This window comes from Rubrimonas sp. (genome assembly GCF_036788415.1).
Lineage (GTDB): Bacteria > Pseudomonadota > Alphaproteobacteria > Rhodobacterales > Rhodobacteraceae > Rubrimonas.
Genome location: NZ_DAIQNN010000025.1, coordinates 13,728 through 39,615, shown reverse-complemented (window position 1 = coordinate 39,615; position 25,888 = coordinate 13,728). Strand labels below are relative to the sequence as shown.

Here is a 25,888-nt window from a genome sequence, read left to right as displayed (position 1 = left end):
GCCGCGCGGCTCCTACAAAAAGCGCGACGCTGAAAATTCAAACTGAGACACTTCCAAAAGCCCGCATCGGTTTACGCGGCTTGGCGGCGGGGCTATATCTGAGAAGAACGCTCGGAGAGGAGTGACGGCGCATGGACGGAAATCTGGACGCGGGAGAGCCGCTGATCGCGCCGTCGAGCACGGAGCATCCGCTGCATGACGACGTCGTCGCGGCGCTGCGCACGGTCTTCGACCCCGAAATCCCCGTGAACATCTACGATCTCGGGCTGATCTACCGCATCGGCATCGACGCCGACGCCCATGTGGAGATCCAGATGACGCTCACGGCGCCCGGCTGCCCGGTGGCGGGCGAAATGCCCGGCTGGGTGGCGGATGCGGTGCTCACAGTGCCCGGCGTGCGCACCACCGACGTGCAGCTCGTCTGGGAGCCGCCCTGGGGCATGGAGAAGCTGACCGACGAGGCCAAGCTGGAACTCGGTTTCATGTGAGGGAGGGGCTGCGATGTTCGGAATTCCCGGAAAACCGCCCGTCACGCTGACCGACGCCGCCGCCGCGCGGGTGCGTCGGCTCATGGAGGGCGGCGAGGTCAAGGGCCTGCGGATCGGCGTCAAGAAGGGCGGCTGCGCCGGGATGGAGTACACCATGGAGCACGCCGCAGCGATCGACCCGATGGACGCCGTCGTCGAGCAGGACGGCGCGCGGGTGATGATCGCGCCGATGGCGCAGATGTTCCTGTTCGGCACGCAGATCGACTACAAGGCGTCGCTGCTCGAAAGCGGGTTCGTCTTCAACAACCCCAACGTCTTGGAAAGCTGCGGCTGCGGCGAGTCGATCAAGTTCGCCGAGTCCTGAAGGGTCCGCTCCGGCGCGCAGGGCCTGAGGCGCTGGCGCGGGGCGCGAGGGGCGGTTAACCTGCCCGAAGGCGTCGTCCGGCGCCGCACAGCAGAGCCCCTGGGGAGACGCCCGCATGGCCCGACGCAGCCTCGTCGCCGGCAACTGGAAGATGAACGGACTGCGCGCGGCGCGCGGCGAACTCGACGCGATGATCGCCGGAGCGTCCGCGGCGCCGTGCGACCTGCTCGTCTGCCCGCCCTTCACGCTCGTCGGCGCCTTCGCGGACGCGGTCGCCGGATCGGGGCTGCGGATCGGCGCGCAGACCTGCCATCCCAAGTCCTCCGGCGCGCATACCGGCGACATTTCGGCGGAGATGCTTTCCGACGCGGGGGCTTCCGCCGTGATCGTCGGCCATTCCGAGCGCCGCGCCGACCATCGCGAGACCGACGAGGACGTGCGCGCGCAAGCCGAGGCCGCCTGGCGCGCCGGCCTCGCGGCGGTGCTGTGCGTCGGCGAGACCGAAGCCGAGCGCGACGCCGGCGACACGTTGCAGGTGATCGGCGCCAGCCTGCGCGATTCGGTCCCCGACGGCGCCACCGCCGAGCGTCTGGTGATCGCCTATGAGCCGGTATGGGCGATCGGAACAGGGCGCACGCCGACCCTCGAACAGATCGACGAAGTCCACGCCTTCCTGCGCGCCGAACTCGCGGAACGATTCGGCGCCGAGATCGCCGACGGGATCCGGCTGCTCTATGGCGGGTCGGTCAAGCCCGACAACGCCGAGGCCATCTTCGCGGTGGCGGATGTCGACGGGGCGCTGGTCGGCGGCGCGAGCCTGACGGCGCGCGACTTTCTCGCCATCGCCTACTCGGTCTGACGTCGCGCGCCGGTTTCAGCCGGCGCAGCGCAGCGCGCTCAGAGCAGCGCCTTCGCCTGACCGACCCAGTCGTCGCGCTGCGGGCGGCCCTTGAACATGCCAAGCTGCGCGTCGATCCAGTCGAGATCGCTTTGCGAGAACGCCGCCACCTGCGCGAAGGTGTAGACGCCGAGCTCGTGCAGCATCGTCTCGAGCTTCGGGCCCACGCCCCGGATCAGCTTGAGGTCGTCGACGACCGCCGGCGGCGCGTCGAACAGCGTCGCGGGCCGCTGCGGTGCGTCGGCGACGATCTCGGCGTCGACGACGTCGGCCTTCACCGCCTCCACCGTCGGCGCGGCCATCTCGAAGGCGTGTGCGGCCTTCTCGATCTGCGCCTCGAAGGCCTCGACCATCTCCGAGGTCCGCTCGACGGCGGATTCGGCGGCGTGGGCGGCGCTCTCGAAAGCCTCTTCGGTCGCCTTCGCCGCCTCGCGCGCGCCGGCCCGCGTCATTTCCGCCGCCACCGCGCTGGGATTGAAGAAGGCGGCGCCGGGCATCATCGACTCGAAGCGCCAATGGACGCCGAACAGCGGCGCAGTCGGGAAAAAGCTGATCCAGTAGTGAAACGGCGTCTCGTAAGTCTTTTGCGTACCCATGGCGCGCCTCCATCCGGTCATGCGACCTTGCGATTGTCGGATAAGGCTTACACGTTTTCATTGTGCGCCGCAACATGACCGGGCCGTGACGGAGCGGCGCAGGCGCCCCCCGCCGCCCCGCTCAGGCGTCGGCGCGGAGCGGCTGAGGACGGGTCAGCCCATAGTGCAGCGCGAGTCGCTGCAAGGCGAGCTTAAGGACCACCTTGCCCGACCGGGCCGACCAGCCCATCCGCCGCTCCGTCGCCTCGAGCCCCTCCAGAAAGCAGCAGGCCCGCAGCGCCGCGTCCGACAGGCCGGGCCCGAGTTCGGCGAGCGCCCGGGCGACGCGCTCGCGCGCCGCGGCGGGGCCCTCGCAGGGACCGCGCGACCCGGTCGGCCGTTCGCGCGGCGTGAGGAAATTGCGCCAATCCTGGGTAACGCGCGGGCCGATCTGCGCCGTCTCGAAATCCTCGCGCAGCCGCTCCCCCGCCTCGACCTCCTCTGGCTCGAGAAACGCCGCGCCGTCGGCGCCCTTGCGACGGGCGAGCCAGCCCAGCGGCGACTCCGCGACGTTGACCCGGATCGCCTCGACCCCGCCATCGGCGCGCGCCACCAGCCGCTCGCCGCGCGCGGCGTGCTGGGCGGCGAAGGGCGTCGGCCGCCCATCGGCCTCCTCCGCCTCGGCTTCCGCCTGCTTGCGCTTCACCCAGGCGCGCCCCACCGGGCTGAGCACGTATTTCGCCGACATCTCGGTGCGCGAGGCGCAGCGCACCCAATCCTGCGCCGCGAAATCCACCGCCGCCTCAAGCGTCACCAGCGCGAGCGGACGGCGGAAACGGTTCTTGCGGCAGAACACGCCGGCCTTCTCGGCGCCCTTGGCGACCATCAGAAAGCTCTCCGGCTCGCAGAGTTTCTCGAGCGCGCGCAGGGCGACGCGATTGACGCGGTGGGCGGCGGGGGAAAGCGTGGGGCATCTCGACGGCGCGGGTGCGGGCACGGGCGACTCCTCGGGAGACTTAAGGGACAATGCGGCGCGGGCGGCGTCGCCGAGCGCGTCGAACGCGGCGTCGAGCAGGGGATCGTCGCGCAACGCCTCGATGCGGCGCACCGCGCGATGCACGCTGGAGACCGGCTTGCCCGTGACGTCTGAGAGGCGGCGCAGCGGGGCCGCCCCCTCGACATGCGCGAGATAGAGACTCGCATCGGTCGAGCGGCGCTTCGGAGCGTGGGCGAGAACGGCTTCCGCGGTGGCGGCGCATCGGGCGAAAGTGGTCGCGGCGGTGTGCAAGGCGGGCCTCCCGGACGAGAGCGGTCTTTTTCGAAAATTATCGCTAAAGGCGAACGGCTAAAATTCACTTAATCCACAAGTTGTGGAAAACGCTTAGGTATCGTTGAAAAACAATTACCTGCGCAAGGCCGTGCGCTGGATATCTCAGGAGCGGAACGGCTCGCCTTCCGGTTGCATAGTGCGCCGCAGAGACCTGAGCGGCCCTGTGAAACACGGAGAATCCCATGCCTCTCGACACAGCCGGATGCATCGCCCGCCTCGCCCGCCCGAAGCTGCTGGCCCGTGCCGCCCGCGCCGGCATGGCGCTCTATCGGCGCGAGCGCGATCTGCCCGGGCTGATCAAGGGCGCGAATTCGGGCGCCGGGCTGATCACCGCGCTGATCGCCGCCGAGGAAGCCTGCGAGGAGGCGCGCCGCGCCATGGCGCCAGGCTATTCGCCGGCGCGCCATGTCCGCGTGTTGAGCGCGCTGCTCGCCGAGGGGCGCGCCGCCTGAAACGCGCACCCGCTTTCTCCGAAGACGAGGATCGGCACACAAATATCTGCTCTGGAATGGCATTCCGGAGCTGATCTGTGCGGACGCATCGAGCTCCCCGAGACAGGCGGCCCACCGGCGCCTCCCGCCGCGCCCAGCGCGGCCCTTGCAAGAATCCACCTGCGGTCTTACGCGGGCGGAATGAGCCAGCGCCCCCATGAACGCGTCCTGATCGTCGATTTCGGCAGCCAGGTCACGCAGCTGATCGCCCGCCGCCTGCGCGAGGCGAACGTCTATTGCGAGATCCACCCCTTCGACCGGGTGGACGCGGCCTTTCTCGCGGCCTACGCCCCGCAGGCGGTGATCCTGTCGGGCGGCCCGGCCAGCGTCGAGGAGGAGGGCGCGCCGCGCGCGGAGCCCGCGATTTTCACTCTGGGCGTGCCCATCCTCGGCATCTGCTACGGGCAGATGGTCATGGTCCACCAGCTCGGCGGACGGGCCGAGAGCGGCGACCACCGCGAGTTCGGTCGCGCCTTCGTGACGATGCAGGCTTCTTCGCCGCTGTTCGAAGGCGTGGCGGCCCCCGGCGAACAGGCCGAAGTCTGGATGAGCCACGGCGACCGCGTGACCGCCCTGCCCCCCGGCTTCGAAGTGCAGGGCGCGTCCCCCAACGCCCCCTTCGCCGTGCTGGCCGACCCCGCGCGCCGCTTCTACGGCCTGATGTTCCACCCCGAAGTCGTCCACACCCCGCAGGGCGCGCGCATCCTGCGTAACTTCGCGCGCGGGGTCGCGGGCCTCAGCGGCGACTGGAGCATGGCCTCCTATCGCACGGAAGCCATTCAGAAACTGCGCGCGCAGATCGGCGAGGGCCGGGTGGTGTGCGGCTTGTCCGGCGGCGTCGACAGCGCCGTCGCCGCCGTGCTGATCCACGAGGCGATCGGCGACCGGCTCACCTGCGTGTTCGTGGACACCGGCATGATGCGCGCGGGCGAGGCGGCGGAAGTGGTCGGCCTGTTCCGCGACCACTACAACATCCCGCTGATCGCCGCCGACGAGAGCGAGCGGTTCCTGACGGCGCTGGCGGGCGTCGAGGACCCCGAGGCCAAACGCAAGACCATCGGGCGGCTGTTCATCGACGTGTTCGACGCCCACGCGAAGGACATTGGACAGGTCGATTTCCTTGCGCAGGGCACGCTCTACCCCGACGTGATCGAATCAGTCTCGGTGACCGGAGGCCCTTCGGTCACGATCAAGAGCCACCACAATGTCGGCGGGCTGCCGGAGCGGATGAAGCTGAAGCTGGTCGAGCCGCTGCGCGAACTGTTCAAGGACGAAGTGCGCGCGCTGGGGCGCGAGCTCGGGCTGCCCGAGGCGTTCGTCGGCCGTCACCCCTTCCCCGGCCCCGGCCTCGCGATCCGCTGCCCCGGCGAGGTGACGCGCGAGAAACTCGACATCCTGCGCAAGGCCGACGCGATCTATCTCGACGAGATCCGCAAGGCCGGGCTCTACGACGCGATCTGGCAGGCCTTCGCCGTGCTGCTGCCGGTGCGCACCGTGGGCGTCATGGGCGACGGGCGGACTTACGAGTTCGTCTGCGCGCTGCGCGCCGTCACCTCCATCGACGGCATGACCGCCGACTATTTCCCCTTCGACCACGGATTTCTGGGGCGGACTGCGGCGCGCATCGTCAACGAGGTGCGCGGCGTCAACCGGGTGGTCTATGACGTGACCTCCAAGCCCCCCGGCACCATCGAGTGGGAATGAGCGGGGCGCATGCGCCCGTCGCGCCGTCCCGCCCGCTGCTCGCCGCCCTCTGGATCGCCGGCGCGATCCTGTGCTTCTCGGGCATGACGGTTGCGGGGCGCGAACTCTGGGCCGAACTCGATACGTTCGAGATCATGTTCTACCGTTCGGCGGTCGGGTTGCCGATCGTCGCTTTCCTCATGTGGCGGTCGCTCGGCTGGCGGGGAGCGCGAACGCAGGCGCCTGCGCAGCATCTGGCGCGCAACGTCATCCATTTCGCGGCGCAGAACCTGTGGTTCTTCGGGATCGCGACGATCCCGCTGGCGCAGTTGGTCGCGCTGGAATTCACCAATCCGCTCTGGGTCGCGCTGCTCGCGCCGCTGTTCGTGGGCGAGCGCCTGACCTCCGCAAAGCTCGGCGCGGCGGCGATCGGATTTCTCGGCGTTCTCGTCATCGCGCGCCCCGGCGTGTCGCCGCTCGAATGGGGTCATGCGGCGGCGCTGGGGGCGGCGCTGGGCTTCGCGGTGACCAACCTGTTCACCAAGCGGCTGTCGCGGCGCGATGCGGAGCTGACCGTGCTGTTCTGGATGACCTTCAGCCAGATGCTGATGGGCCTCGCCTGCGCCGCGCCGGGCGGGATCGCCCTGCCCTCGCAGCCGCTCTGGCCCTGGGTGGGGTTCATCGGTCTGGCGGGGCTCGGCGCGCATTACTGTCTGACGCGCGCGCTTTATGTCGCGCCGGCCTCGGTCGTGGCGCCGATGGAGTTCGCGCGGCTGCCGGTCATCGCGGCGCTCGGCCTCTTTCTCTATGGCGAACCGCTGGAGCTCGCCCTGCTGCTCGGCGCCGCGTTGATCCTCGCCGGCAACGCCCTGAACATCCGCGCCGAGCGTAAACGCCGCGTCTGACGGAGCTTTCCCGCCGCCCTTTCCCGTGCTATCGCGCCGCCGTAATGCTGCACCGCAGCATCAGACAGGAGACGACTATGAATCTCGACGCCATTCCAGCCGGCAAGAACCCGCCCAAAGACGTCAACGTGGTGATCGAGATCACCGGCGGCGCCGGCGGCGGCGCGCCGGTCAAATACGAGATCGACAAGGAGAGCGGCGCGGTGTTCGTCGACCGCATCGTCAACACGCCGATGTTCTACCCGTGCAATTACGGCTTCGTGCCGAACACGCTGCATGACGACGGCGACCCGACCGACGTTCTGGTGCTGTGCGACTTCGCGCTGGCGCCGGGCGTGGTGATCCGCTGCCGCCCCGTCGGCGTTCTCAAGATGGAGGACGACGGCGGCATGGACGACAAGATCATCGCCGTGCCGGTCGAGAAGGTCGATCCGTTCCAGGCCAACATCCAGGACCTCGGCGACATCGTCCAGAAGACCCGCGACCGCATCAAGCACTTCTTCGAGCACTACAAGGATCTCGAGGCGGGCAAGTGGGTCAAGGTCATCGGCTGGGGCGACAAGGCCGAGGCCGAGGCGATCCTGATGAAGTCGGTCGAGGCGGCGAAGAAGTAGGGCGGGCGCCCTACCCGCCTTCGTCGAGCAATCCGGTCGCGCGCCAGTCGAAATCGCGGGCGCGCGACTGTTCCAAGGGAATCGTCTCTTCGGTCAGACCGTTCGTCGGCCAGACGCCTGACGCGTCGAACACGCCGCGCGACGGGCGCGGTCGTCCGGCGCGCAGCGACCCCGCCGTCACCACGACAGTCGCAAGGTCGGGCCACCCCTCTCGCTGACAGAGCAGGCTCAGCGCGTCGAGAAGGCCGCGCTGTCCCCTCCCGGTGCGGTTCGGCAGTTCGAGCCGTTCAGCGAGATCGCGATAGCCGACCGCCAACTCGCCCATAGCCAGCGCGGCGGCGATGACCCGCGCCGCCTGCTCCGCGCGCGCCGCGCTGCGCGTCGTGATCCGCGGCGCGAGATCGAAAGCGACGACGGTGGCGCGCCTAAAGGTCCGTGACGTCCGGATGGACATGATGGATGGCGTCCGAAAGCGCATGGCGCGGCGGCAGTCCCAACGCGGCGTCGGCTGCGCCATACGCGGCAGCCCATGCATCCGGCGTGCTCGGCCCCCTCATCTCGGCGTCGTTCAGAAAGCCGATCAGCAGCAGGCGGGCATCGACTCCGCGCGCGCGCAGAAAACGCAGATGCGCCAGACGGTTCGCATACTGGTAAAATCCTGCCGTCCAGTCTGCGCCCGATGCGGCGCCAAGCGCGTCGCGAGTCTCCGCGAGCGCCGCCGCGATGCGACGCCGGCTCTCCGGACCAGCGGCGCAAGTGGATGCGAGTTCTCCGGCATGGGCCTTCGCCTCCGCCAGAACGACGATCCCGCCCGAGAGGCCGAGCCCGTCCCATTGAGGACCGCGCGACGGCCAGAATGCTGCGAGAGCCTCGACGAGGTGAGGAAGGCCGACGCGTTCGAGAAAGGCGGCGTCCCGATACTCTGCGAACTCGTCTTCGGCGAGCGGGGACCGCCAGTCGATGGATGAGAAGCCCGGAGGGCGGAGCAGATCCGGACGCGCCGCCACGAAGCGGCGCATCCAGCGCAGGCTACCGCGAGGCGCCGCATCCCGCGAGACGACGCGCACTGATCGTCAGTTGTCCAGGAAGCTGCGCAGCTTCCGGCTCCGGCTCGGATGCTTGAGCTTGCGCAGCGCCTTGGCCTCGATCTGGCGGATGCGCTCGCGCGTCACCGAGAACTGCTGGCCGACTTCCTCGAGCGTGTGGTCGGTGTTCATCCCGATCCCGAAGCGCATCCGCAGCACCCGCTCCTCGCGCGCGGTGAGCGAGGCGAGCACTCGCGTCGTCGTCTCCTTCAGGTTGCCCTGAATGGCGCTGTCGAGCGGCAGGATGGCGTTCTTGTCCTCGATGAAGTCGCCGAGCTGGCTGTCCTCCTCGTCGCCGATCGGCGTCTCGAGGCTGATCGGCTCCTTGGCGATCTTCATCACCTTGCGGACTTTCTCGAGCGGCATCTGGAGCTTGGCCGCCAGTTCCTCGGGTGTCGGTTCGCGGCCGATCTCGTGCAGCATCTGGCGGCCGGTGCGCACCAGCTTGTTGATCGTCTCGATCATGTGCACGGGGATGCGGATGGTCCGCGCCTGATCCGCGATGGAGCGCGTGATCGCCTGCCGGATCCACCATGTCGCGTAAGTGCTGAACTTGTAGCCGCGGCGATACTCGAACTTGTCCACAGCCTTCATCAGGCCGATGTTGCCTTCCTGAATGAGATCAAGGAACTGCAGGCCGCGGTTCGTGTATTTCTTCGCGATGGAGATGACGAGCCGCAGGTTCGCCTCGACCATTTCCTTCTTGGCGAGCCGCGCCTCGCGCTCGCCCTTCTGCACGGTCTGCACGATGCGCCGGAATTCGGGGATGTCGACGCCGATGGTCTGGCCGATCTCGCCGATCTGGGTGCGCACTTCGTCGATCCGCGCGCGGTCCTTCTCGACCATCGCCTTCCAGCCCTTGCCGGGCAGCTTGGCGACGCGGTCGAGCCAGCCGGGATCGAGCTCGGCGTTGCGGTATTCCTCGATGAAGTCGCGGCGGTTGACCTTGTGGGCGTCCGCGATCTTCACGAGCTGGCCTTCGAGCGTCATCAGCCGGCGGTTGATGCCGTAGAGCTGATCGACCAGGGTCTCGATGCGGTTGTTGTGCAGGTGCAGCTCGTTGACGAGTTCGACGATCTCCGAGCGCAGGCGCTGGTAGTCGCGCTCCTGCCCGGACGTGAACGAGACGCCCGACGTCAGCGCCGCCGACATCCGGCTCGTCTGCATCGCATGCAGCTTCTGATAGTCGGCGGAGATGCGGTGCAGCATGTCGAGCACCTGCGGGCGCAGCGCGGCCTCCATCGCCGAGAGCGACAGGCTCGACTGCTCGTCGGGGTCCTCGCCGTCCTCGCCCTCCTCGGCGCGGGGGCCGGCGGGCTCGTCCTCGTCGTCGGCCTTGCGGGCGGCCTGAGGCTCGGGGCGCGCAGCGGCGGCAGCGACGGGCGCTTCGCCCGCCGCCTCGGCGCCGACTTCCACCTCCTCGGTCTCGTCGTCGTCGAGGCCCTTGCCGAAGGTGGTCTCCAGATCGATGACGTCGCGCAGCATGATGCGCTCGTCGTTCAGCTCCTCCAGCCAGATCGAGATCGCCTGAAAGGTCAGCGGGCTCTCGCAAAGGCCGCCGATCATGGTGGCGCGGCCGGCTTCGATGCGTTTTGCGATGGCGATCTCGCCCTCGCGCGAGAGCAGCTCCACCGTGCCCATCTCGCGCAGATACATCCGCACCGGATCGTCGGTGCGGTCGACTTCCGCCGCCGCAGTCTGCGATGCGACGACTTCGCGGCTCTCTGGCTTCGCCTCCGCCCCGTCCTCGGGCTCGGCCTCCTCGTCCTCGACGACGTTGACGCCCATCTCCGACAGGAGCGCCATCACGTCCTCGATCTGCTCGGAATTGACCTGATCGGGCGGCAGGGCGCGGTTGATCTCGTCGAGCGTGATGTATCCCTTGGCCTTGGCCAGCGCGATCATCTTCTTGACCTGCGCCTGGCTCATGTCGAGCATCGGGCCGCTGGGCTCGACGTGCTCGGTCTCCTGGGTGTCTTCGACGTCCTTGGCCGCCATTCGCCGCTCCGTGGTCCGTGGGACTGATCCGCTCATATGGGGGCGGAACGCTGCGAATCACTGATTCGCAGCTATCGTTTGCGCTTTTTCCTTATCCATATTTCGTCGGAGATGGCATCGCGCAATTCCTGCGACAGCCGCGCCTCGTCGTCGTCCCGCTCTTCGAGCCGTCCCGGCGCCTCGCGCTGCGCGCCGAGAACCGCCTGCCGGATGCGCCCGTCGACCTCGCCGCCGGGCCCGGCGCCGGGTTCGCAGCCCAGCGCCTGTTCGGCCTCCGCGATCTCGCGCATCAGCGCCGCCTCGGCGGCCTGACGCGCCAGCGCCTCGGCGAAGCCCTGTTCGGCCTCCGCCTCCGCCGCGCCGGCGCGCGCGAAGCCCAGTTCCGCGGCGTGTCCGGCCTCGGCGAAGACCGCCGCCGCATCGACCGACCCGCCGAACAGCAGTGCCCCGCGCAGCGCGTCGAGATCGGCATGGGCGAACTCGACCGAGGCCAGATCGTCCCCCCAGCGCTCGGCGAGCGCGGGGTGGCGCAGCAGCGCCGCCAGCATCGACGCTTCGCGCAGACGGCAGGCGCGCAGATGCATCGCCGCGCGGTCCTGCGGCCCGGCCAGCGCCAGCGCGCTCGCCCGCGTCTCGCTCGTCAGCGGCGCGATCCACCCGGAGGCGGCGCCCCCCCGCCCGCGCCACGGCCCTTTGCGCGTCCAGGCGGGGGCGCGCGCCGGGCGGGCGGGGGCGAACAGCGCCGCGCGCCGCTCGGCGAGGTCGGCGCGGTAATGCGCGCGCAGCCCCTCGTCGACGATCTTCGAGAGCGCGTCCCGCAGCCGGCGGTCGAGCGCCGCCCGCCGCTCCGGGCTGTCGAAGACCCGGCCTTCGGTCTCGCGCCGCCACAACAGCGCCGCCATCGGCTCGGCGGCGTCAAGCACGGCCCGGAACGCCGCAGCCCCGCCCTCGCGGATCAGATCGTCGGGGTCCTTGCCGCCGGGAAGCAACGCGAAGCGCAGCGACTTGCCGGGCCCGAGCAGCGGCAGCGCCAGATCGACCACCCGCTGGCCCGCCGCCAGCCCCGCCGCGTCGCCGTCGAGCGCGATCACCGGCTCGTCGGCGATGCGCCACATCATCCGCAGATGCTCCGGCGTGACCGCCGTGCCGAGAGGCGCCACCGCATGGGCGAAGCCCGCCTGCGCCAGCGCGATCACGTCCATGTAGCCTTCGGCGACGATCAGCGCGCCCGACTTGGCAGCCGCCTCGCGCGCGGGCCCGAGATTGTAGAGGGTGCGCGATTTGTCGAAGAGGACCGTCTGAGGCGAGTTCAGATACTTCGCCCGCGCCTGCGCGGACATGGCCCGCCCGCCGAAGGCGATGCAGCGCCCCCGCCCGTCGCGGATCGGAAACATGATGCGGTCGCGGAAGCGATCATAGGGCGCGCCGCCGTCATCCGGCAGCGCGACCAGCCCGGCCTCGACCAGCGCCTCCGCCGGCGCGCCTTTCGCCGTGAGATGGTCGCGCAGGGCGACGCGGTCCGGCGAGGCGTAGCCGATTCCGAAACGCGCCTGCGTCTCGGGACTCAGACCCCGGCGGGCGAGGTAGGCGCGCGCCTCCTGAGCGGCGGGGGCGTTCAGGCGCGCGGCGTAGAAGCGCGCCGCCTCCTCCATCCAGTCCGTGAGCGCGGCCTGCGCCCGGCTGCGCGCGGCGGCCTGCGGATCGGGCCGACCCTCTCGCGGGACCTCGACGCCGGCCATCCGCGCGAGTTCTTCGACCGCCTCCATGAAGCCCAATCCCTCGGCCTCGCGCAGGAAGGTGACCGCGTCGCCCTTCGCATGGCAGCCGAAGCAGTGGTAAAATCCTTTTCGATCATCGACATGGAAGGACGGGCTACGTTCCTGATGGAACGGGCAGCAGGCCCAGAAATCGCCTTTGGCCGCGTTGGACCGGCGCGCGTCCCAGCGCACGCGCCGGCCCACCACGTCCGAGATCGGGACGCGGGCGCGCAGGTCGTCCAGAAACCCCGGGGGCAAGGCCATGGCGCATAGATCGGCCCCCGCGCGGGCGATGGCAAGCCCTCAACTCCAATGCGGCGCGTCGCCTCCAGGCAGCGCCGCGCGAGCGCGAAGAGCCTCCTCCGGCCCGAACCCCGCCGCGAGGCTGAAGGCCCGCGCGCGCGCTTCGTCGAGCAAGACGAAATCGAGCGCGAACCCCAGGAACGCCGGATCGCACGCGCGGGCGCGCACGGTCTCGGGCGCGGCTCCGCTCCATCCCAGGAACCCCGCCATCTCCTCCGGTCGTTCGGCGAGCCAGAGCAGGGCCTCCGTCGCCAGCCGTTCGGCCGCTTCACGTTCCCGCGACGCGCGTTCACTCATCGCTCAAATCCAATTCGTCGAAAATCGCCCACAACACTTCGTTAAGCCTGCCGCGCTAGCGTCGCAATGCTCGGGAGGGGTCCTGACGTCGCGACGAGGTGAAGCAATGCCGAAAACCGTTCTGATCGTGGAGGACGACGATCTGAATCTCAAGTTCTTCAACGACCTCCTGCAATCGGAGGGTTATCGCACACGCACCGCGCAGTCCGGCGCGGCGGCGCTCGCCTCGGCGCGCGCCGAGCGGCCGGACCTGATCCTGCTCGACATCGAACTGCCCGAAGGCTCGGGTCTCGACGTCGCCGGCGCGCTCAAGCGCGACGCGGGGTTGGCCGGCGTGCCGGTGGTCGCCGTCACCGCCCACGCCATGCAGGGCGACGAAGCGCGGATCCGTCAGGGCGGATGCGAGGGCTACATCGCCAAGCCGGTGAGTCTGCGCGGATTTCTGGACGCGGTGCGCAGTTACGCTTATCCTTCGCCCATGGGGGCTTGATGGCATGAAGGGCCGCGTGCTCGTCGTCGACGACGTCTCGACCAACCGGATGCTGATGACGCATCTGCTGGAGAAGGCGTTCTACGACGTCGAGACAGCGGACAACGGGCGCGACGCGCTGAAGAAGGCGCTGGCCGACCCCCCGGACCTCGCCCTGCTCGACGTGATGATGCCGGGGATGGACGGCTACGAACTGTGCCGGCGGATGAAGGCGCATCCGAAACTCGCCGACGTGCCAATCGTCATGGTCACGACGCTCGACGCGCGGACCGACCGGCGCGCCGGCATCCAGGCGGGCGCCGACGATTTCCTAACCAAGCCGGTGCGCGAAGTCGCGCTTTACGCGCGCATGCGCAGCCTGTTGCGCATGAAGGCGATGCGCGACGAGTTGCGCCTGCGCGACGAGACCTCGCGCGAACTCGGCATCGACGCGCCGGGGCCGCTCGACATCGAGCCGCCCTCCGGCGCGCTGGTGCTCAGCGTCACCTCCGCGCGCGCGGGCGAAGCTCTGCAACGGATGATCGAGGCCAAGCTCGACGTGCGCGTCGCCATCGCCACGACGGCGAAGGAGACCTTTCGCGCCATCGCAGAGGCGAGCCCCGAAGCCGTGCTGATCGACGCGCTGCATTTTCCCGATTTCTCGAGCGATTTCTGCAGCGCGCTGCGCCAGCGGCAGGAGACGCGCGGCGCGGCGCTGCTGACCATCATCGACGAGGGCGATCTGAAGCTCGCCGCCGCAGTGCTCGACGCGGGCGTCAACGATTACGTCATGCATCCGCTCGACCCGGCGGAGCTGACGACGCGGCTGCGCAACCAGATGCGCTACAAGGCGCACGCCGATTTCCTGCGCAACTCGGTGCGCGACGGCATGCGGCTCGCGGTCACCGATCCGCTGACCGGGCTGCGCAACCGCCGCTACATGGACGCGCATCTGCGCCGGATGCTGGATCAGGCGCGCGAGCAGGGCGGGGCTTTGTCGCTGATGGCCTTCGACCTCGACAAGTTCAAGTCGATCAACGACAGCTACGGCCATGCGGCGGGCGACGCGGTGCTCGAGGAGTTCGCGCGCCGTCTCAGCGCCAACACGCGAAATGTCGACCTCGTCGCCCGGATCGGCGGCGAGGAATTCGTGGTCGCGATGCCGGAGACCCGCCTCGAGGAGGCGCAGATCGCCGCCGAGCGCGTGCGCGCGGCCGTCGAGGCGCCGGGCTTTCCGGTCGAGGGGCGCACGCTGAACGTCACCGTCAGCGTCGGCGTCGCGGCGCTGCGGCCGGTCGACGATCCCGCCTCGCTGCTCGCGCGCGCCGACTCCGCGCTCTTCATCGCCAAGTCGGCGGGCCGCAACCGGGTGATCCTCGAAGCCGCCTGAGCCTTCGGCGCGCTCAGCGCGGCGGGCCGGCGCGCTCCGACTCCCGTGCGTCTCCGTCGCGATGCGGCGCGCCGCCGCGGCGCGTCCACATCCGCTCGAGGCGCTGCGCGAGGGCGGCGCGACTCTCTGGCGGAGCCGCCGCCAGCAGCGCCAGCACCGTTTCGTGACCGAAGACCGCGAGCGCGTCCTGCGCGCGGCGCAGATCGGAGAGCGCGTCGCGCAAGGCGCCCGTGTCGAACGGATCGGCGCGCGCCGCCCGCGCCGCTTCGCGTTGGGCCTCGCCGAGCGCGCTCCGCAGCGCGCGATAGGCTGGGCGGCGGGCTTCGAGGGTCTCCCGGGTCAGCGCGCGCATTTCCGGCGGCCCTCCCCGAAGCGCGTGGGCGAGCGTCGCGGCCTGCGCGTCCGGCGCCTCGGGCGGCGCGTCGCGCCGCATCGCGGCCCCAGCGATCGCTCCGCCGAGCAGAAGATTGACCGAGACCGAGACGACGAGCGCCGCGACCAGCGCGCGCCGCGCGCCGATCCGGGCGAGAGAGCTGCGAAGCCTCTGGATCATGGCGCATCTCCAAACAGATAGGCGAGGTCCGGCGCACCGGAGGCGAGGTCGAGAGCGGCGAACTCCTCCAACTCGGCCGGGGCCGCCCCGACGCCGAACGGATCCAACGCGCCCGAACCGCCCAGCCACAGGCCCAGCGCGACCGACGCCGCCATCGGCGCCGCCAGAGCCGCGACGGGCCGGAGCCCGGAGCGGACGCGGCGGGCGCCGGGTCGGGCCGCAGGTCGGGCTGCTGGGCGCGGCGGCGGCGGCGTCAGAGCGCGCGACGCGTCCCGCGCCAGCCGTTCGGCGAGCCCTGCCGGCAATTCCGGCGGCGGGGCGGCGCGCAGGGCGGCGAAGGCGTCGTCGAGCGGCGCGCAGGCGCGCAAAGCCGCCTGCGCCGCCGGATCGACGGCGAGCAGGGCGCGGGCCGCGGCGCGTTCGGCCTCGGGCCAGCGCGCCAGATCGCCGCCTTCGGCGGCGCAGAGCGCCTCGAAGCGCGCTGGCGTCATCGGCGTCGTCGTCATGATCGGTCCTCCCGCCGCCCGGACGCCGCCCCGTCGCGCGGCGTCATCGCATCTCTCCCAGCGCCCGCGCGAGCGTCCTGCGTCCGCGCGCGAGCAGGCTCTCGACGGCCTCGACGCTGGTCTCCAGCGCCGCGGCGATCTCCGGATTGCCCCAACCCTCCAGATGCCGCAGCGCGATCGCAGTCCGCTGGCGCTCGGGCAAATCCGCCAGCGCCGCTTCGAGCGCCTGCGCGCGCTGCGCCGCGCCGAGCCGTTCCAGCGCCGACGGCGCGGGGTCGGGCGGGTCCGGCGCCTCGTCCAGCGCAGGGCCGGCGCGGCGGCGGCGGGCGCGCAGGCGGTCGACGCAGAGATTGCCGGCGACCCGATGCGCCCAGGTGGCGATCCGGGCTTCGCCTTCCCGCCACTGCGGCGCGACCCGCCAGAGCCGCAGCAACGTCTCCTGCGTCGCGTCCTCGGCCTCCGCCGCGTCGCCGAGCAGCCGCACGCAGAGCGTCAGCACGCGCGGGGCGGTCTCGGCGATCACCGTCTGCGCCGCTGCGGGGTCGCCCGCGGCGCAGGCCCGCATCAGGGCGGCCTCGCGCGCCAGCGCCGCGTCGTCGCGCCGAGGCGCGACGGGCGCCGGGGCGCTGGCGGGCGCCGTCCCCATCGCTCGGCGCCCGCCGCGGCGCGCTTCGACTCAGCGGCGCTTCGGGCCTGCGCCGTCCGCGATCTCCGCGCGCGTCACCGCGCCGTCGCCGTCCGCGTCGAAGCGGCCCAGGAATCGCGGCTCGCGGTCGCCCATCTCGGCGACCGAGAGGACCCCGTCGCCGTCCGCGTCGCGCCAGGCGAAGGCGCGGCCCGCTTCGGCGCGGGCGCGCGCGGCGGCCTGGGCGGCCCGATGCTCGGCGAATTCCTCGGCGGTCAGCGCGCCGTCGCCGTCCTTGTCGGCCTCCGCGAGCGCGGCGGCGCGGACCTTGGCGACCTCGGCGGGCGTGACGCGCCCGTCCTTGTCGGCGTCGAAGCGTTCGAACATCGCGTCAATCCCCGCGCCCCGCATCGCGCCCATGCCCAACGCGCCGTCGCGGTCGCCGCGGCGCATCCCGTAGCCGTCGCGGTCGCCGCGCCGCATCTCGTAGCGGTCGCAGCCGTCGCGCATCTGCCGCATCTGCCGCGGACCGTCGTCGCGCCAGCCGGGGCCGCGCGCGCCGTCGGACCCTCCCTCCGCGACCGCCGACCCGGCGGCGAGCGCGAGCGCCAGAGCTGCGGCGGCGGCGAAGGTGAAACTGCGGGTCATCTGATCTCTCCGTCGATCTCTGGAGGGCGGCCTCTCCGCCCTCCGACGCCCCTTCAACGCCGGGCGCGCGCGGTTCCGTCGCCACACGCGCCGATTGCCGCGCGCAGTTTCGCGGGTTATGGACGCTGATGAGCATTTCGCGCAACGCCGGGGCGCGCGACCTCGGCCCCGCCTTGATCGCCGGCCTGCGCCGGCGATGCCCCGGCTGCGGCGAGGGTCCCGCCTTCGAGGGATATCTCCGCATCCGCGACGCCTGCCCCGCCTGCGGAGAGGCGCTGCGCCACCACCGCGCCGACGACGCGCCGGCCTGGGCGACCATGCTGATCGTGGGTCATCTGATGGCCCCGCTGATCCTCGCGGCGCGCACGGCCCTCGACGTCCCGGTCTGGGTCCACATGACGCTCTGGCCGCTCGTCGCCCTCGGGCTGTGCCTGCTGCTGCTGCCGCGCGTGAAGGGCGCGGTGCTCGGCTACCAATGGGCGCAGCGCATGCACGGCTTCAGCGACTGAAGTCGTGTGGACAGACCGCCCCCTCCCCGTCAGCATTCGCGCGATGACCGGTTCAGCCCCACCCACGCCCCGCGATGCGGCGAGCCTGATTCTGGTGCGCCGCGACGGGCGCCGCGGCGTCCCGCGCGTCCTGATGGGCCAGCGCGGCGCCGGCGCCCGCTTCATGCCGTCTAAATTCGTCTTTCCAGGCGGCGCGCTCGACCCCTGCGATCTGACGCTCTCGCCGGTCGAGCCGTTGTCGGAGAGCTGCGCGCGCCGCCTCGCGATGGAGTCGGGCCCCGCCATCGGGCGGGCGCTGGCGCTCGCCGCGATCCGCGAGACTTTCGAGGAGGCGGGGCTCGCCATCGGCGTTCCCGACCCAGCCGCCCCGGCCCGCGCCGACGCCGCCCCTGCGCCCTGGCGGGGCTTCCTGCGCCGTGGCCTGCGTCCGGCGCTGGACCGCGCCCGCTTCGTGTTCCGCGCGATCACGCCGCCGACGCGGCCAGTGCGCTTCGACGCCCGCTTTTTCATGGCCGAGGCGACCGACGTGCAGGGCGACCCTGACGATTTCTCCGCCGCCGAAGAGGAGTTGTCGCATCTGCGCTGGCTCACCATGTCCGAGGCCCGCGAAGTGGACCTGCCCTTCATCACAACGGTGGTGCTCGCAGAGGCCGAGGCGCGGCTCGAGAGCGACGCCGACCGCCCCGTGCCCTTCTTCCGGCACGACGGCGGGCGCAGCCGGATCGAGGCGCTTGACTGAGACGCCGCCGATGATCTCACGGAAATGAGCGCGCCTCTGCCGCCGCTTGGCGGCGCGCCGCGACCGCAGGCCCCGGGGCGCCAGCAGCGCGGGCTGATCGCGGCCATCGCCTGCATCGCCCTGTTCGGCGTCAGCCAGGGCATGACCCATCCGCTGTTCGCGTTGAAGCTCGAACAGGCCGGCTGGTCCTCGGCGATGATCGGGCTGAACGGCGCGATGGTGGCGGTGGCGGCGCTGACGCTGGGGCCGCTGATGCCGCGGCTGATCCGGCTGCTGGGATTGCCGGGCTTCCTGACCGCCGGCGCGCTGCTCTCCTCCGCGACGCTGCTGCTGTTTCCGCTGTTCGAGACCTACGCGGCGTGGCTCGTCCTGCGCTACGTGCAGGGGGCGGCGGCGACCATGCTGTTTCTGGGCTCGGAGAACTGGATCGTCGCCGATGCGGACGAGAGTTCGCGGGGGCGGGTCGTCGGGCTTTATGCGACTGTGCTGTCGCTCGGTTTCGCGTCGGGGCCGCTGATCCTGACCGGGGTCGGCTTCGAGGGCTGGACGCCTTTCGTCGCCTGTTCGGCGCTCGGGCTCGTCTGCATCGTTCCGCTGCTGACGGCTTGGGCCGACGCGCCGAACGCCGAGCCCGACGACGTGTCCGACATCGCGCCGCTCAGCTTCCTGCGCACCGACCCCACCGTGCTGTTCGCGGTGGTGCTGTTCGGCGCGGTGGAGTTCGGAGCCATGGCGCTGCTGCCGGTCTGGGGCGTCAAGACGGGCATGGAGCGCGACGCAGCGACCTTCCTCGTCTCGGTGCTGATCCTGGGCAATGTCGTTTTCCAGATCCCGCTCGGCGCGCTTGCCGACAGGTGGAACCGGCGCGCGCTGCTGATCTTCTGCGCTGCGGTCACGCTGGCGATGGCGGCGGCGCTGCCGGCGCTGGCGGGGACGGTCTGGCCCCTCTGGGCGAGCCTGTTCATCTGGGGCGGGCTGGCGGCGGGGCTCTACACCGTGGCGTTGATCGAACTCGGCGCGCGCTACAAGGGGGCGCGACTGGTCTCGGCGACGGCGGCGGTCGTCAGCGCCTACGGGATCGGCGCGCTGGCCGGGCCGTTGATGGTCGGCGCCGCCATGGACGCCGTCGAGCCGCATGGCCTGTCGATCTCGCTCGGCGCGATGGCGGCGGCCTATCTGGGGCTCGCGCTGTGGCGGGCGCGGCGCGGCGGATCGGCGCGCGGCGCTTGACAGGGCCGGCGGAGCGCGTAGAAGGGCGATCCACGAGATATGCGGCGCGCCCGAGGGCTGCGCCATGATCGGAGGCTGGCGCCTCCGGGGAGAGCGAAATGGCCAAGCCGACCACCATCAAGATCCGGCTCAACTCGACCGCCGGCACCGGTCACTTCTATGTGACCAAGAAGAATTCCCGCACCATGACCGACAAGATGCTCGTCAAGAAGTACGATCCGGTCGTGCGCAAGCATGTCGAGTACAAGGAAGGTAAGATCAAGTGATCTGACTTCGTCGGGACACGCGCCGGTACAAGGCGCGAAACTGCAAGGCGGCCGCTCGGCCGCCTTTTTTCTTGAGTTTCACGGCGAAAGAGCTCACGCGCGCGGCGCTTCGTTCGGCTCTTCGGCGTCGTCCTCGCCGTCTTCGGCGTCGAAACCGTCGAACTCCTCGTCCCAGTCGTCGCCGAACATGTCCTTGAGCTGCGCGTCCGACATCGCCTCCATCAGCCCGCGCACCAGCGGCAGCAGGTCGGTGCGGGCGAACTCCGCCGGCCCCTCGTATTCGAGCTCGGCGTCGCCGAGTTCAAGTTCGATCTTGATCGTGTCGGCCATCGCGCCTCTCCCATTGCCCGGACCGGTCATCCGCGAGGCCATGTCTCGCCCTTTGCGGCGGCGCTGTCCAGCGCGCCGGAGGCCGGGCCGCCCCTTCCCTATACCGCGCCGCTCCCCTAGGGTCCGAAGCAATCGCGGCGCAGCCCGCGCCGCCGAACAGGGAGAAACGCAATGACCTTCACCCGCAGGGCAGCCCTCGGCCTCGCCGCCGCCGCCGCAGTCGCCGCCTCCGGCTTCGCGACGACGCACGCGCGCGCGCAGGAGGGCGGATCCTACATCCTCGCGACCGCCTCGACCGGCGGCACATACTACCCGGTCGGCGTGGCGCTCGCGACGCTGACCAAGGTCAAGCTCGAACCGACGGCCAAGATCGGGATGTCGGCGATCTCTTCGGCGGGGTCGGGCGAGAACGTCCGGCTGATGCGCGAGGGCGAGGCGCAGTTCTCGATCCTTCAGGGCCTCTACGGCTATTACGCTGTGAAGGGCGAAGGCCCCGTCGCCGCCGACGGGCCGCAGGCCAACGTCAGGTCGGTCGCCGCGCTCTGGCCCAATGTCGAGCATTTCGTCATGGCTTCGTCCAAGGCGCCGACGGGCACGATGGACGACTTCATCGCGCTGAAAGGCGACGGCGTCGGCCTCGGCGCGAAGAACTCGGGCACGCTGGGCTCGAACTCGGTGATCCTCGGCAATATGGGTCTGGACGTCGAGACCGATTTCAGCCTGATGTTCGGCGGCTACGGGCCCTCGGCGCAGGCGCTCCAGAACGGCCAGATCGCCGGCATCTCAACCCCCGCCGGCGTGCCGGTCGGCGCGCTGACCCAGCTTTTCGCGAGCGCGGGCGACGGAGTGAAGCTCCTGACCTTCACGCCCGAGCAGGCGGCGCAGGCCGATGGCGGCTTCAACCTCTGGACGCCCTACCCCATTCCGGCGGGGACCTATCCGGGCCAGACCTACGACGTGACCACCATCGCGCAGCCGAACTTCCTCGCGGTGAACGCCGACGTGCCGGAGGAGCATGTCTATCTGTTCACCAAGACGGTCTACGAGAATCTCGGCTTCCTGCAGGCGATCCACCCCGCGACGCAGGAGATGTCGCTCGAGACCGCGCTCGCCGGCGTGCCGGCGCCGCTGCACCCGGGCGCGCTGCGCTTCTATCGCGAGGCAGGGATCGACATCCCCGCGCGCCTGATCGCCGAGTGAGCGACCCGGCGGTCGAGGAGGAGGCCGGAGGGCCGGACCGCCGCGCGCTGTCCGGCCTCTGGGCGAAGGCCGCCTTCGCGCTCGGGGTCGGGCTCGCCCTCGTCCACCTGGCGGCGGCGTTGCGCCCGTTTCTGAGCGAGATCGAGCGCAACGCGCTGCATTTCGGAGGATTCGCGCTGCTCGCGGCGCTGATCCTGCCGGCGGCGCGCGGGCCTGAAGGGACGCTCGCGCGCTGGCGCGACCTGATCTTCGGCGCGCTGGTCGCGGCGGCGGCGGCGCATCTGGCGCTCGGCGAGGACGCGATCTACGACCGCGGCGTGCGGCTCGCGCCGCTCGACTGGGCCGCGGCCTTCACGGTCGTGCTCGGCGCGCTGGAGTTCGCGCGCCGCGCCGCGGGGCCGATCATCCCGATCCTGATCATGCTGGCGCTGGGCTATGTCGCGTGGTGGGGGTCGCTGATCGGCGGCGTCTTCGCCTTCCCCGGCCTCAGCCTCGAGACCGTGATGTTCCGCACGGTCTATGGCGACGACGCGATGTTCGGGACCATCGCCTCGATCTCCTCGACCACGGTGTTCCCGTTCATCATCTTCGGGGCGTTCCTGCTGCGCTCGGGCGCGGGCGGCTTCGTGATCGCGCTGGCGCAGGCGGCGGCGGGGCGGATGATCGGCGGGCCCGGGCTCGTGGCCGTCCTCGCCTCGGGCCTGACGGGCACCATCTCGGGCTCGGCGGTCGCCAACACGGCGTCCACCGGGGTCATCACCATCCCGCTGATGAAGAAGGCCGGCTTCGCGCCGAAATTCGCCGCTGGCGTGGAAGCCGCGGCCTCGACGGGCGGCCAGCTCATGCCGCCGATCATGGGCGCCGGCGCCTTCGTGATGGCGAGCTACACTCAGATCCCCTACGAGACGATCGTGGCCGTCGCGGCGCTGCCAGCCATCCTCTATTTCGCCTCGGTCGCCTTCTTCGTGCGGATCGAGGCGCGCCGGCTCGGCCTCGGCGCGATGCCGGGGGGCGAGGTCACTCTGCGCGCGGCGCTGCGGATCGGCGGCGCGCCCTTCTTCATCCCGATCGGCGTGGTGATCGGCATGCTGCTGGGGGGCTACTCGCCGAGCTACGCCGCCGTCTTCGGCATCGGCGCCGTTATCGCGTCGAGTTGGCTCGGCGCGCATCCGATGGGCCTGCGGGCGAGCGTCGAGGCGCTTGAGCTCGGCGCGCGCAACATGGTGGCGACGGCGATCCTGCTCTGCGCCGTGGGGATCGTGGTCAACGTCATCGCCACCGCAGGCGTCGGCAACACGTTCTCGCTGATGATCTCGGCCTGGGCGGGCGGCAACCTGCTGATCGCCATCGCGCTGATCGCGCTGGCCTCGCTCGTGCTGGGTATGGGGCTGCCGGTGACGGCGGCCTACATCGTGCTCGCGACGCTGTCCGCGCCGGCGCTGTCGGGGATGATCCAGGACGCGCAGATCGTCGGCATGCTCGCCGCGGGCGCCCTGCCCGCCCAGGCCGCGCCGATCCTGATGCTGGCCGATCCGGAGGCCGCGATGCAGGTCGCAGCCGGCGCGATCCCGCTCGCAGAGGCGCGCGCGCTGGTCGGCGCGCTGCCGCTCGAAGTGCTGGGGCCGCTGCGCGGGCTCGCCGTGCCGCCGGAGGCCGCGCTGGCGGCGCTGCTCGCCGCGCACATGATCATCTTCTGGCTCAGCCAGGACAGCAACGTGACGCCCCCCGTCTGCCTTGCCGCCTTCACCGCCGCCGCCATCGCCAAGGCGCCGCCGATGGGCACGGGCTTCGCAAGCTGGAAGCTCGCGAAGGGCCTCTACATCGTGCCGCTGATGTTCGCCTACGGGCCGATCCTTTCGGGCGACCCGGCGGCGGTTCTGCTCGCCTTCGGCTTCGGGCTGGTCGGGCTCTACGGGCTGGCGGCGGGCATGCAGGGCTGGATGGAGACGCGACTCCCCCTTCCCTTGCGCGCGCTTGCGTTGATCGCAGGCGCGGCGGCGCTGTGGCCGGAGGCGCTTGCGCTGAACGTCGGAGGCGCCGTGGTCACGCTCGGACTGCTCGGCTGGAGCGCGACACAGCGCCGGCGGCTCGCCCCTGAAGTGTAGACAGCTTTAACAATTCCTTCATACTGGCCTCAGGCAGCCGCTCAAGGACTGCGAAACCGACAGGAGAGGCCAGTGGCGAAAACATGTTTCGTCGTCGCCTATGAGGGCGACGACCGCGATGTCGTCGACTTCGCGGCGGAGCGGGCGCGCTGCGAGGGGGCGCGGCTCCACCTCGTCCATGTTCTCGAATGGTCGCCCTACAAGTTCCTCACCCCGCAGGAACTCGAGGAGCGGCACAAGCGCCGCAAAATGGAGATGGCGCGCGCCGAGACGGCGGTGATGGCCCCGGCGCTCGCCGATCTGCGGGCGGCGGGCGTCGAGGCGGAGGGCGAGATCCTCTACGGCTCGGTCGTCGAACAGATCCTCGGCGTGGCGAAGGAGCAGGGCGCGGCGATGATCTTCGTCGGCCGCAGCGGCGGGACCGGGATCGGGACGCGCGTCTTCGGCAGCGCGTCCATCGGGCTCGCCCAGGCCGCGCCCATCCCGACCGTCATCGTCCCCTGAAGCCGCGCCGGAGATCAAAGGCATGATCCGAGTTCCAACGCCCCTCGCCGCTCTGGCGGCTTTCCTGCTCGTCCCCGCGCTGGCGGCGGCGCAGACCGTCGACCAGATCGTCAACGAGACCGTTGCCGCCTTCACCGGCCCCTTCGTCAGCTTCATCTTCGCGCCGTTTCCCGGCACGACCTTTCCCTGGATCGTCGGCTGGCTGGTGGTCGGCGCCACGGTCTTCACAATCTATTTCGGCCTCATCCAGATCCGCGCCTTCGGCCACGCCATCGCGCTCGTGCGCGGCGATTACTCCAACCCCAAGGACGCCGGGGAAGTCAGCCATTTCCAGGCGCTGGCGACGGCGCTTTCGGGGACGGTCGGTCTCGGCAACATCGCGGGCGTGGCCGTGGCGGTCAGCATCGGCGGGCCCGGCGCGACATTCTGGATGATCCTCGCCGGGCTGATGGGCATGGCGTCGAAGTTCACCGAATGCACCCTTGGCGTGAAGTATCGCAACGAATATCCCGACGGCACGGTCTCCGGCGGGCCGATGTATTACCTCTCGAAAGGGCTCGGAGAGCAGAACCGGGCGATGCTGGGCAAGGTTCTGGCGGTGTTGTTCGCGATCTTCTGCATCCTCGGCTCTTGGGGCGGGGGCAACATGTTTCAGGCCAACCAGGCGCATGCGCAGCTCGTCAACATCACCGGCGGCGAGAACAGCTTCCTGAGCGGCGCGGGCTGGATCACCGGGATCGTGCTGGCGGGGATCGTGTTCGCCGTGATCGTCGGCGGCATCAAGTCGATCGCGCAGGTCACCGAGCGGATCGTGCCCTTCATGGCGATCGTCTATGTCGGGGCGGCGCTGATCATCATCGCGATCAACTACGACAAGATCGGCTGGGCCTTCGGGCAGATTTTCGCCGGGGCCTTCACCGGTCTGGGGGTTGCGGGCGGGCTCGTCGGCGCGCTGATCCAGGGTTTCCGGCGCGCGGCCTTCTCCAACGAGGCGGGCGTCGGCTCGGCGGCCATCGCCCATTCGGCGGTGCGGACCAAGGAGCCGATCACCGAGGGCTTCGTGTCGCTGCTCGAGCCGTTTATCGACACCGTCGTGATCTGCACCATGACGGCGCTCGTCATCGTCATCACGGGAATGCTGCTGGTCGATCCGACGACCGGCCTCTACCAGTGGAACGCCGATCTCGGTCGGATCGACACCGTCGGCGGCGTGTCCGGCGTGGCGCTCACCTCGGCGGCCTTCGGCTCGGCGGTCAGCTGGTTTCCCTATGTTCTCGCCATCGCGGTGGTGCTGTTCGCCTTCTCGACGATGATCTCTTGGAGCTATTACGGGCTGAAGGCGTGGACCTATCTGTTCGGCGAGACCAAGATCGCCGACCTCAGCTTCAAGCTGCTGTTCTGCGTCTTCGTGGTGATCGGGGCCGCGATGGATCTCGGCCCGGTGATCGACTTCTCGGATGCGGCGATCTTCGCGATGGCCGTGGTCAACATCATCGGCCTCTACTTCCTGATGCCGGTCGTGAAGCGCGAACTCGACAGCTATCTCTCGCGCCTGAAGTCGGGCGAGATCCGCAAATACGCGGCCTGACCCTGTGCGGGGCGGCGAAGGTCAGTCGACTTTCGCCGCCAGCGCCTCGACTTCCACGACGAATTCCGGGCGCGCAAAGCCCGAGACGATCATCAGCGTCGAGGCCGGCGGCGGGTCGCCCACCACGGCGTCGCGCGCGCGCATATAGCCGGCCAGATGCTCGCGGCCCGTGACATAGGCGTTGAGCCGGATCACGTCCCCCAATCCCATCCCGGCTTCGGCGAGGATCGCCGCGATGTTGGCGAAGCAGAGCCGCGCCTGCGCCTCCGCGCCCTCGGGCGCGACGTCGTCGGGGCCGACGCCGAGTTGCCCCGACACCGCCACGAGGCGCGCGCCGGGCGGGACTTCGACGCCATGGCTGTAGCGGGCGAAGGGCGGGCGGATCGCGGCGGGGGTCAGCGGGCGCATCTGGGGCTCCTCCGTTCGGGTGCATACGCG

General features: G+C 70.5%; 30 protein-coding genes. 17 read left to right on the top strand and 13 right to left on the bottom strand.

Annotation, left to right across the window (positions count from 1 at the left end):
- The first annotated feature begins 131 nt into the window (after window positions 1-131).
- The 3 genes from V7Q31_RS08485 (at window position 132) to tpiA (ending at window position 1,711) form a co-directional block, all read left to right on the top strand.
- Entirely contained in the window at window positions 132-488 is a 357-nt protein-coding gene (locus V7Q31_RS08485) for an SUF system Fe-S cluster assembly protein (protein WP_333833263.1), read from the top strand.
- Between the two features lie 13 nt (window positions 489-501).
- On the top strand, window positions 502-852 hold the full coding sequence (locus tag V7Q31_RS08480) for a HesB/IscA family protein (RefSeq protein WP_333833262.1): 351 nt from the start codon (window positions 502-504) through the stop codon (window positions 850-852).
- A 115-nt stretch (window positions 853-967) separates the two neighbouring features.
- Window positions 968-1,711, top strand: coding sequence for a triose-phosphate isomerase (tpiA, locus tag V7Q31_RS08475; RefSeq protein WP_333833261.1), 744 nt, complete (start codon window positions 968-970; stop codon window positions 1,709-1,711).
- Window positions 1,712-1,749: 38 nt separating this feature from the next.
- Here the strand turns inward: tpiA and V7Q31_RS08470 are convergent, their stop codons facing one another.
- A complete protein-coding gene (locus V7Q31_RS08470) occupies window positions 1,750-2,346 on the bottom strand; it encodes a hypothetical protein (protein ID WP_333833260.1) in 597 nt (198 codons plus the stop codon).
- Window positions 2,347-2,467: 121 nt separating this feature from the next.
- Window positions 2,468-3,613, bottom strand: coding sequence for a DUF6456 domain-containing protein (locus V7Q31_RS08465; RefSeq protein ID WP_333833259.1), 1,146 nt, complete (start codon window positions 3,611-3,613; stop codon window positions 2,468-2,470).
- 224 nt (window positions 3,614-3,837) lie between these two features.
- Between V7Q31_RS08465 and V7Q31_RS08460 the strand changes: the two genes are divergently transcribed.
- The 4 genes from V7Q31_RS08460 (at window position 3,838) to ppa (ending at window position 7,348) form a co-directional block, all read left to right on the top strand.
- On the top strand, window positions 3,838-4,107 hold the full coding sequence (locus V7Q31_RS08460; RefSeq protein WP_333833258.1) for a DUF6477 family protein: 270 nt from the start codon (window positions 3,838-3,840) through the stop codon (window positions 4,105-4,107).
- A gap of 180 nt (window positions 4,108-4,287) precedes the next feature.
- Window positions 4,288-5,850: a glutamine-hydrolyzing GMP synthase gene (guaA, locus tag V7Q31_RS08455; protein WP_333833257.1), complete on the top strand. Its 1,563-nt coding sequence runs from the start codon at window positions 4,288-4,290 to the stop codon at window positions 5,848-5,850.
- Window positions 5,847-6,734 (top strand): DMT family transporter, encoded by an 888-nt coding sequence (locus V7Q31_RS08450; RefSeq protein ID WP_333833256.1) that lies wholly within the window; start codon window positions 5,847-5,849, stop codon window positions 6,732-6,734. Before guaA ends, V7Q31_RS08450 begins: the two co-directional genes overlap by 4 nt.
- A 77-nt stretch (window positions 6,735-6,811) precedes the next feature.
- Window positions 6,812-7,348, top strand: coding sequence for an inorganic diphosphatase (gene ppa / locus V7Q31_RS08445; RefSeq protein ID WP_333833255.1), 537 nt, complete (start codon window positions 6,812-6,814; stop codon window positions 7,346-7,348).
- 10 nt (window positions 7,349-7,358) lie between these two features.
- On the opposite strand, the gene V7Q31_RS08440 is transcribed toward ppa, so the two are convergent.
- The 5 genes from V7Q31_RS08440 to V7Q31_RS08420 all read right to left on the bottom strand — a co-directional run bounded on the left by V7Q31_RS08440 (window position 7,359) and on the right by V7Q31_RS08420 (window position 12,788).
- Window positions 7,359-7,802, bottom strand: a complete 444-nt coding sequence (locus V7Q31_RS08440) for a hypothetical protein (protein WP_333833254.1) — start codon at window positions 7,800-7,802, stop codon at window positions 7,359-7,361.
- Entirely contained in the window at window positions 7,774-8,355 is a 582-nt protein-coding gene (locus V7Q31_RS08435) for a hypothetical protein (protein WP_333833253.1), read from the bottom strand. Before V7Q31_RS08435 ends, V7Q31_RS08440 begins: the two co-directional genes overlap by 29 nt.
- Before the next feature lie 66 nt (window positions 8,356-8,421).
- A complete protein-coding gene (gene rpoD / locus V7Q31_RS08430; protein WP_333833252.1) occupies window positions 8,422-10,431 on the bottom strand; it encodes an RNA polymerase sigma factor RpoD in 2,010 nt (669 codons plus the stop codon).
- 71 nt (window positions 10,432-10,502) lie between these two features.
- Window positions 10,503-12,452, bottom strand: coding sequence for a DNA primase (gene dnaG / locus V7Q31_RS08425; RefSeq protein ID WP_333833251.1), 1,950 nt, complete (start codon window positions 12,450-12,452; stop codon window positions 10,503-10,505).
- Between the two features lie 39 nt (window positions 12,453-12,491).
- Window positions 12,492-12,788 carry a DUF3572 family protein gene (locus V7Q31_RS08420; RefSeq protein ID WP_333833250.1) on the bottom strand — a complete coding sequence of 99 codons (297 nt, stop codon included), beginning with the start codon at window positions 12,786-12,788 and terminating at the stop codon, window positions 12,492-12,494.
- A gap of 106 nt (window positions 12,789-12,894) precedes the next feature.
- On the opposite strand from V7Q31_RS08420, the gene V7Q31_RS08415 reads away from it, so the two are divergent.
- On the top strand, window positions 12,895-13,278 hold the full coding sequence (locus V7Q31_RS08415) for a response regulator (protein WP_333833249.1): 384 nt from the start codon (window positions 12,895-12,897) through the stop codon (window positions 13,276-13,278).
- 4 nt (window positions 13,279-13,282) lie between these two features.
- Complete coding sequence (locus V7Q31_RS08410) at window positions 13,283-14,647, top strand: PleD family two-component system response regulator (protein ID WP_333833248.1); 1,365 nt, start codon at window positions 13,283-13,285, stop codon at window positions 14,645-14,647.
- A 13-nt stretch (window positions 14,648-14,660) separates the two neighbouring features.
- On the opposite strand, the gene V7Q31_RS08405 is transcribed toward V7Q31_RS08410, so the two are convergent.
- The 4 genes from V7Q31_RS08405 to V7Q31_RS08390 are packed head-to-tail and all read right to left on the bottom strand — an operon-like array spanning window position 14,661 to window position 16,979.
- Entirely contained in the window at window positions 14,661-15,200 is a 540-nt protein-coding gene (locus V7Q31_RS08405; protein WP_333833247.1) for a periplasmic heavy metal sensor, read from the bottom strand.
- A complete protein-coding gene (locus tag V7Q31_RS08400) occupies window positions 15,197-15,706 on the bottom strand; it encodes a hypothetical protein (protein WP_333833246.1) in 510 nt (169 codons plus the stop codon). Before V7Q31_RS08400 ends, V7Q31_RS08405 begins: the two co-directional genes overlap by 4 nt.
- Window positions 15,707-15,749: 43 nt before the next feature.
- On the bottom strand, window positions 15,750-16,352 hold the full coding sequence (locus V7Q31_RS08395) for a sigma-70 family RNA polymerase sigma factor (protein ID WP_333833245.1): 603 nt from the start codon (window positions 16,350-16,352) through the stop codon (window positions 15,750-15,752).
- Between the two features lie 30 nt (window positions 16,353-16,382).
- Entirely contained in the window at window positions 16,383-16,979 is a 597-nt protein-coding gene (locus V7Q31_RS08390; protein WP_333833244.1) for an EF-hand domain-containing protein, read from the bottom strand.
- Window positions 16,980-17,107: 128 nt separating this feature from the next.
- Here V7Q31_RS08390 and V7Q31_RS08385 point away from each other — a divergent pair, with 128 nt between their 5' ends.
- From V7Q31_RS08385 to rpmG, 4 genes are all read left to right on the top strand, one after another.
- On the top strand, window positions 17,108-17,488 hold the full coding sequence (locus V7Q31_RS08385) for a DUF983 domain-containing protein (protein ID WP_333833243.1): 381 nt from the start codon (window positions 17,108-17,110) through the stop codon (window positions 17,486-17,488).
- Between the two features lie 43 nt (window positions 17,489-17,531).
- Entirely contained in the window at window positions 17,532-18,227 is a 696-nt protein-coding gene (locus V7Q31_RS08380) for an NUDIX hydrolase (RefSeq protein WP_333833242.1), read from the top strand.
- A 24-nt stretch (window positions 18,228-18,251) separates the two neighbouring features.
- A complete protein-coding gene (locus tag V7Q31_RS08375; RefSeq protein ID WP_333833241.1) occupies window positions 18,252-19,457 on the top strand; it encodes an MFS transporter in 1,206 nt (401 codons plus the stop codon).
- Between the two features lie 98 nt (window positions 19,458-19,555).
- Window positions 19,556-19,723 (top strand): 50S ribosomal protein L33, encoded by a 168-nt coding sequence (gene rpmG / locus V7Q31_RS08370; RefSeq protein ID WP_333833240.1) that lies wholly within the window; start codon window positions 19,556-19,558, stop codon window positions 19,721-19,723.
- Window positions 19,724-19,816: 93 nt separating this feature from the next.
- Here the strand turns inward: rpmG and V7Q31_RS08365 are convergent, their stop codons facing one another.
- The gene (locus V7Q31_RS08365) at window positions 19,817-20,053 is read right to left on the bottom strand and encodes a hypothetical protein (RefSeq protein ID WP_333833239.1); all 237 of its coding nucleotides are present in this window, start codon (window positions 20,051-20,053) and stop codon (window positions 19,817-19,819) included.
- Between the two features lie 171 nt (window positions 20,054-20,224).
- Between V7Q31_RS08365 and V7Q31_RS08360 the strand changes: the two genes are divergently transcribed.
- The 4 genes from V7Q31_RS08360 to V7Q31_RS08345 all read left to right on the top strand — a co-directional run bounded on the left by V7Q31_RS08360 (window position 20,225) and on the right by V7Q31_RS08345 (window position 25,450).
- Window positions 20,225-21,253 (top strand): TAXI family TRAP transporter solute-binding subunit, encoded by a 1,029-nt coding sequence (locus tag V7Q31_RS08360; protein ID WP_333833238.1) that lies wholly within the window; start codon window positions 20,225-20,227, stop codon window positions 21,251-21,253.
- The gene (locus tag V7Q31_RS08355) at window positions 21,250-23,358 is read left to right on the top strand and encodes a TRAP transporter permease (RefSeq protein WP_333833237.1); all 2,109 of its coding nucleotides are present in this window, start codon (window positions 21,250-21,252) and stop codon (window positions 23,356-23,358) included. Before V7Q31_RS08360 ends, V7Q31_RS08355 begins: the two co-directional genes overlap by 4 nt.
- A 72-nt stretch (window positions 23,359-23,430) precedes the next feature.
- Window positions 23,431-23,862, top strand: coding sequence for a universal stress protein (locus V7Q31_RS08350; protein ID WP_333833236.1), 432 nt, complete (start codon window positions 23,431-23,433; stop codon window positions 23,860-23,862).
- A 22-nt stretch (window positions 23,863-23,884) separates the two neighbouring features.
- Complete coding sequence (locus V7Q31_RS08345; protein ID WP_333833235.1) at window positions 23,885-25,450, top strand: alanine/glycine:cation symporter family protein; 1,566 nt, start codon at window positions 23,885-23,887, stop codon at window positions 25,448-25,450.
- A 21-nt stretch (window positions 25,451-25,471) separates the two neighbouring features.
- Here V7Q31_RS08345 and V7Q31_RS08340 read toward each other — a convergent pair whose 3' ends face one another.
- Window positions 25,472-25,858: a RidA family protein gene (locus V7Q31_RS08340; RefSeq protein ID WP_333833234.1), complete on the bottom strand. Its 387-nt coding sequence runs from the start codon at window positions 25,856-25,858 to the stop codon at window positions 25,472-25,474.
- Between the last annotated feature and the right edge of the window lie 30 nt (window positions 25,859-25,888).

Coding starts and splice junctions, on each gene's coding strand:
- rpmG (WP_333833240.1), top strand. CDS start 19,556: ATGGCCAAGCCGACCACCATCAAGATCCGGCTCAACTCGACCGCCGGC.
- V7Q31_RS08405 (WP_333833247.1), bottom strand. CDS start 15,200: ATGATCCAGAGGCTTCGCAGCTCTCTCGCCCGGATCGGCGCGCGGCGC.
- rpoD (WP_333833252.1), bottom strand. CDS start 10,431: ATGGCGGCCAAGGACGTCGAAGACACCCAGGAGACCGAGCACGTCGAG.
- V7Q31_RS08400 (WP_333833246.1), bottom strand. CDS start 15,706: ATGACGACGACGCCGATGACGCCAGCGCGCTTCGAGGCGCTCTGCGCC.
- V7Q31_RS08385 (WP_333833243.1), top strand. CDS start 17,108: ATGAGCATTTCGCGCAACGCCGGGGCGCGCGACCTCGGCCCCGCCTTG.
- V7Q31_RS08365 (WP_333833239.1), bottom strand. CDS start 20,053: ATGGCCGACACGATCAAGATCGAACTTGAACTCGGCGACGCCGAGCTC.
- V7Q31_RS08480 (WP_333833262.1), top strand. CDS start 502: ATGTTCGGAATTCCCGGAAAACCGCCCGTCACGCTGACCGACGCCGCC.
- tpiA (WP_333833261.1), top strand. CDS start 968: ATGGCCCGACGCAGCCTCGTCGCCGGCAACTGGAAGATGAACGGACTG.
- V7Q31_RS08450 (WP_333833256.1), top strand. CDS start 5,847: ATGAGCGGGGCGCATGCGCCCGTCGCGCCGTCCCGCCCGCTGCTCGCC.
- V7Q31_RS08470 (WP_333833260.1), bottom strand. CDS start 2,346: ATGGGTACGCAAAAGACTTACGAGACGCCGTTTCACTACTGGATCAGC.
- V7Q31_RS08345 (WP_333833235.1), top strand. CDS start 23,885: ATGATCCGAGTTCCAACGCCCCTCGCCGCTCTGGCGGCTTTCCTGCTC.
- V7Q31_RS08420 (WP_333833250.1), bottom strand. CDS start 12,788: ATGAGTGAACGCGCGTCGCGGGAACGTGAAGCGGCCGAACGGCTGGCG.
- V7Q31_RS08485 (WP_333833263.1), top strand. CDS start 132: ATGGACGGAAATCTGGACGCGGGAGAGCCGCTGATCGCGCCGTCGAGC.
- guaA (WP_333833257.1), top strand. CDS start 4,288: ATGAGCCAGCGCCCCCATGAACGCGTCCTGATCGTCGATTTCGGCAGC.
- V7Q31_RS08380 (WP_333833242.1), top strand. CDS start 17,532: ATGACCGGTTCAGCCCCACCCACGCCCCGCGATGCGGCGAGCCTGATT.
- V7Q31_RS08375 (WP_333833241.1), top strand. CDS start 18,252: ATGAGCGCGCCTCTGCCGCCGCTTGGCGGCGCGCCGCGACCGCAGGCC.
- V7Q31_RS08440 (WP_333833254.1), bottom strand. CDS start 7,802: ATGTCCATCCGGACGTCACGGACCTTTAGGCGCGCCACCGTCGTCGCT.
- V7Q31_RS08460 (WP_333833258.1), top strand. CDS start 3,838: ATGCCTCTCGACACAGCCGGATGCATCGCCCGCCTCGCCCGCCCGAAG.
- V7Q31_RS08360 (WP_333833238.1), top strand. CDS start 20,225: ATGACCTTCACCCGCAGGGCAGCCCTCGGCCTCGCCGCCGCCGCCGCA.
- V7Q31_RS08390 (WP_333833244.1), bottom strand. CDS start 16,979: ATGACCCGCAGTTTCACCTTCGCCGCCGCCGCAGCTCTGGCGCTCGCG.
- V7Q31_RS08340 (WP_333833234.1), bottom strand. CDS start 25,858: ATGCGCCCGCTGACCCCCGCCGCGATCCGCCCGCCCTTCGCCCGCTAC.
- dnaG (WP_333833251.1), bottom strand. CDS start 12,452: ATGGCCTTGCCCCCGGGGTTTCTGGACGACCTGCGCGCCCGCGTCCCG.
- ppa (WP_333833255.1), top strand. CDS start 6,812: ATGAATCTCGACGCCATTCCAGCCGGCAAGAACCCGCCCAAAGACGTC.
- V7Q31_RS08395 (WP_333833245.1), bottom strand. CDS start 16,352: ATGGGGACGGCGCCCGCCAGCGCCCCGGCGCCCGTCGCGCCTCGGCGC.
- V7Q31_RS08410 (WP_333833248.1), top strand. CDS start 13,283: ATGAAGGGCCGCGTGCTCGTCGTCGACGACGTCTCGACCAACCGGATG.
- V7Q31_RS08415 (WP_333833249.1), top strand. CDS start 12,895: ATGCCGAAAACCGTTCTGATCGTGGAGGACGACGATCTGAATCTCAAG.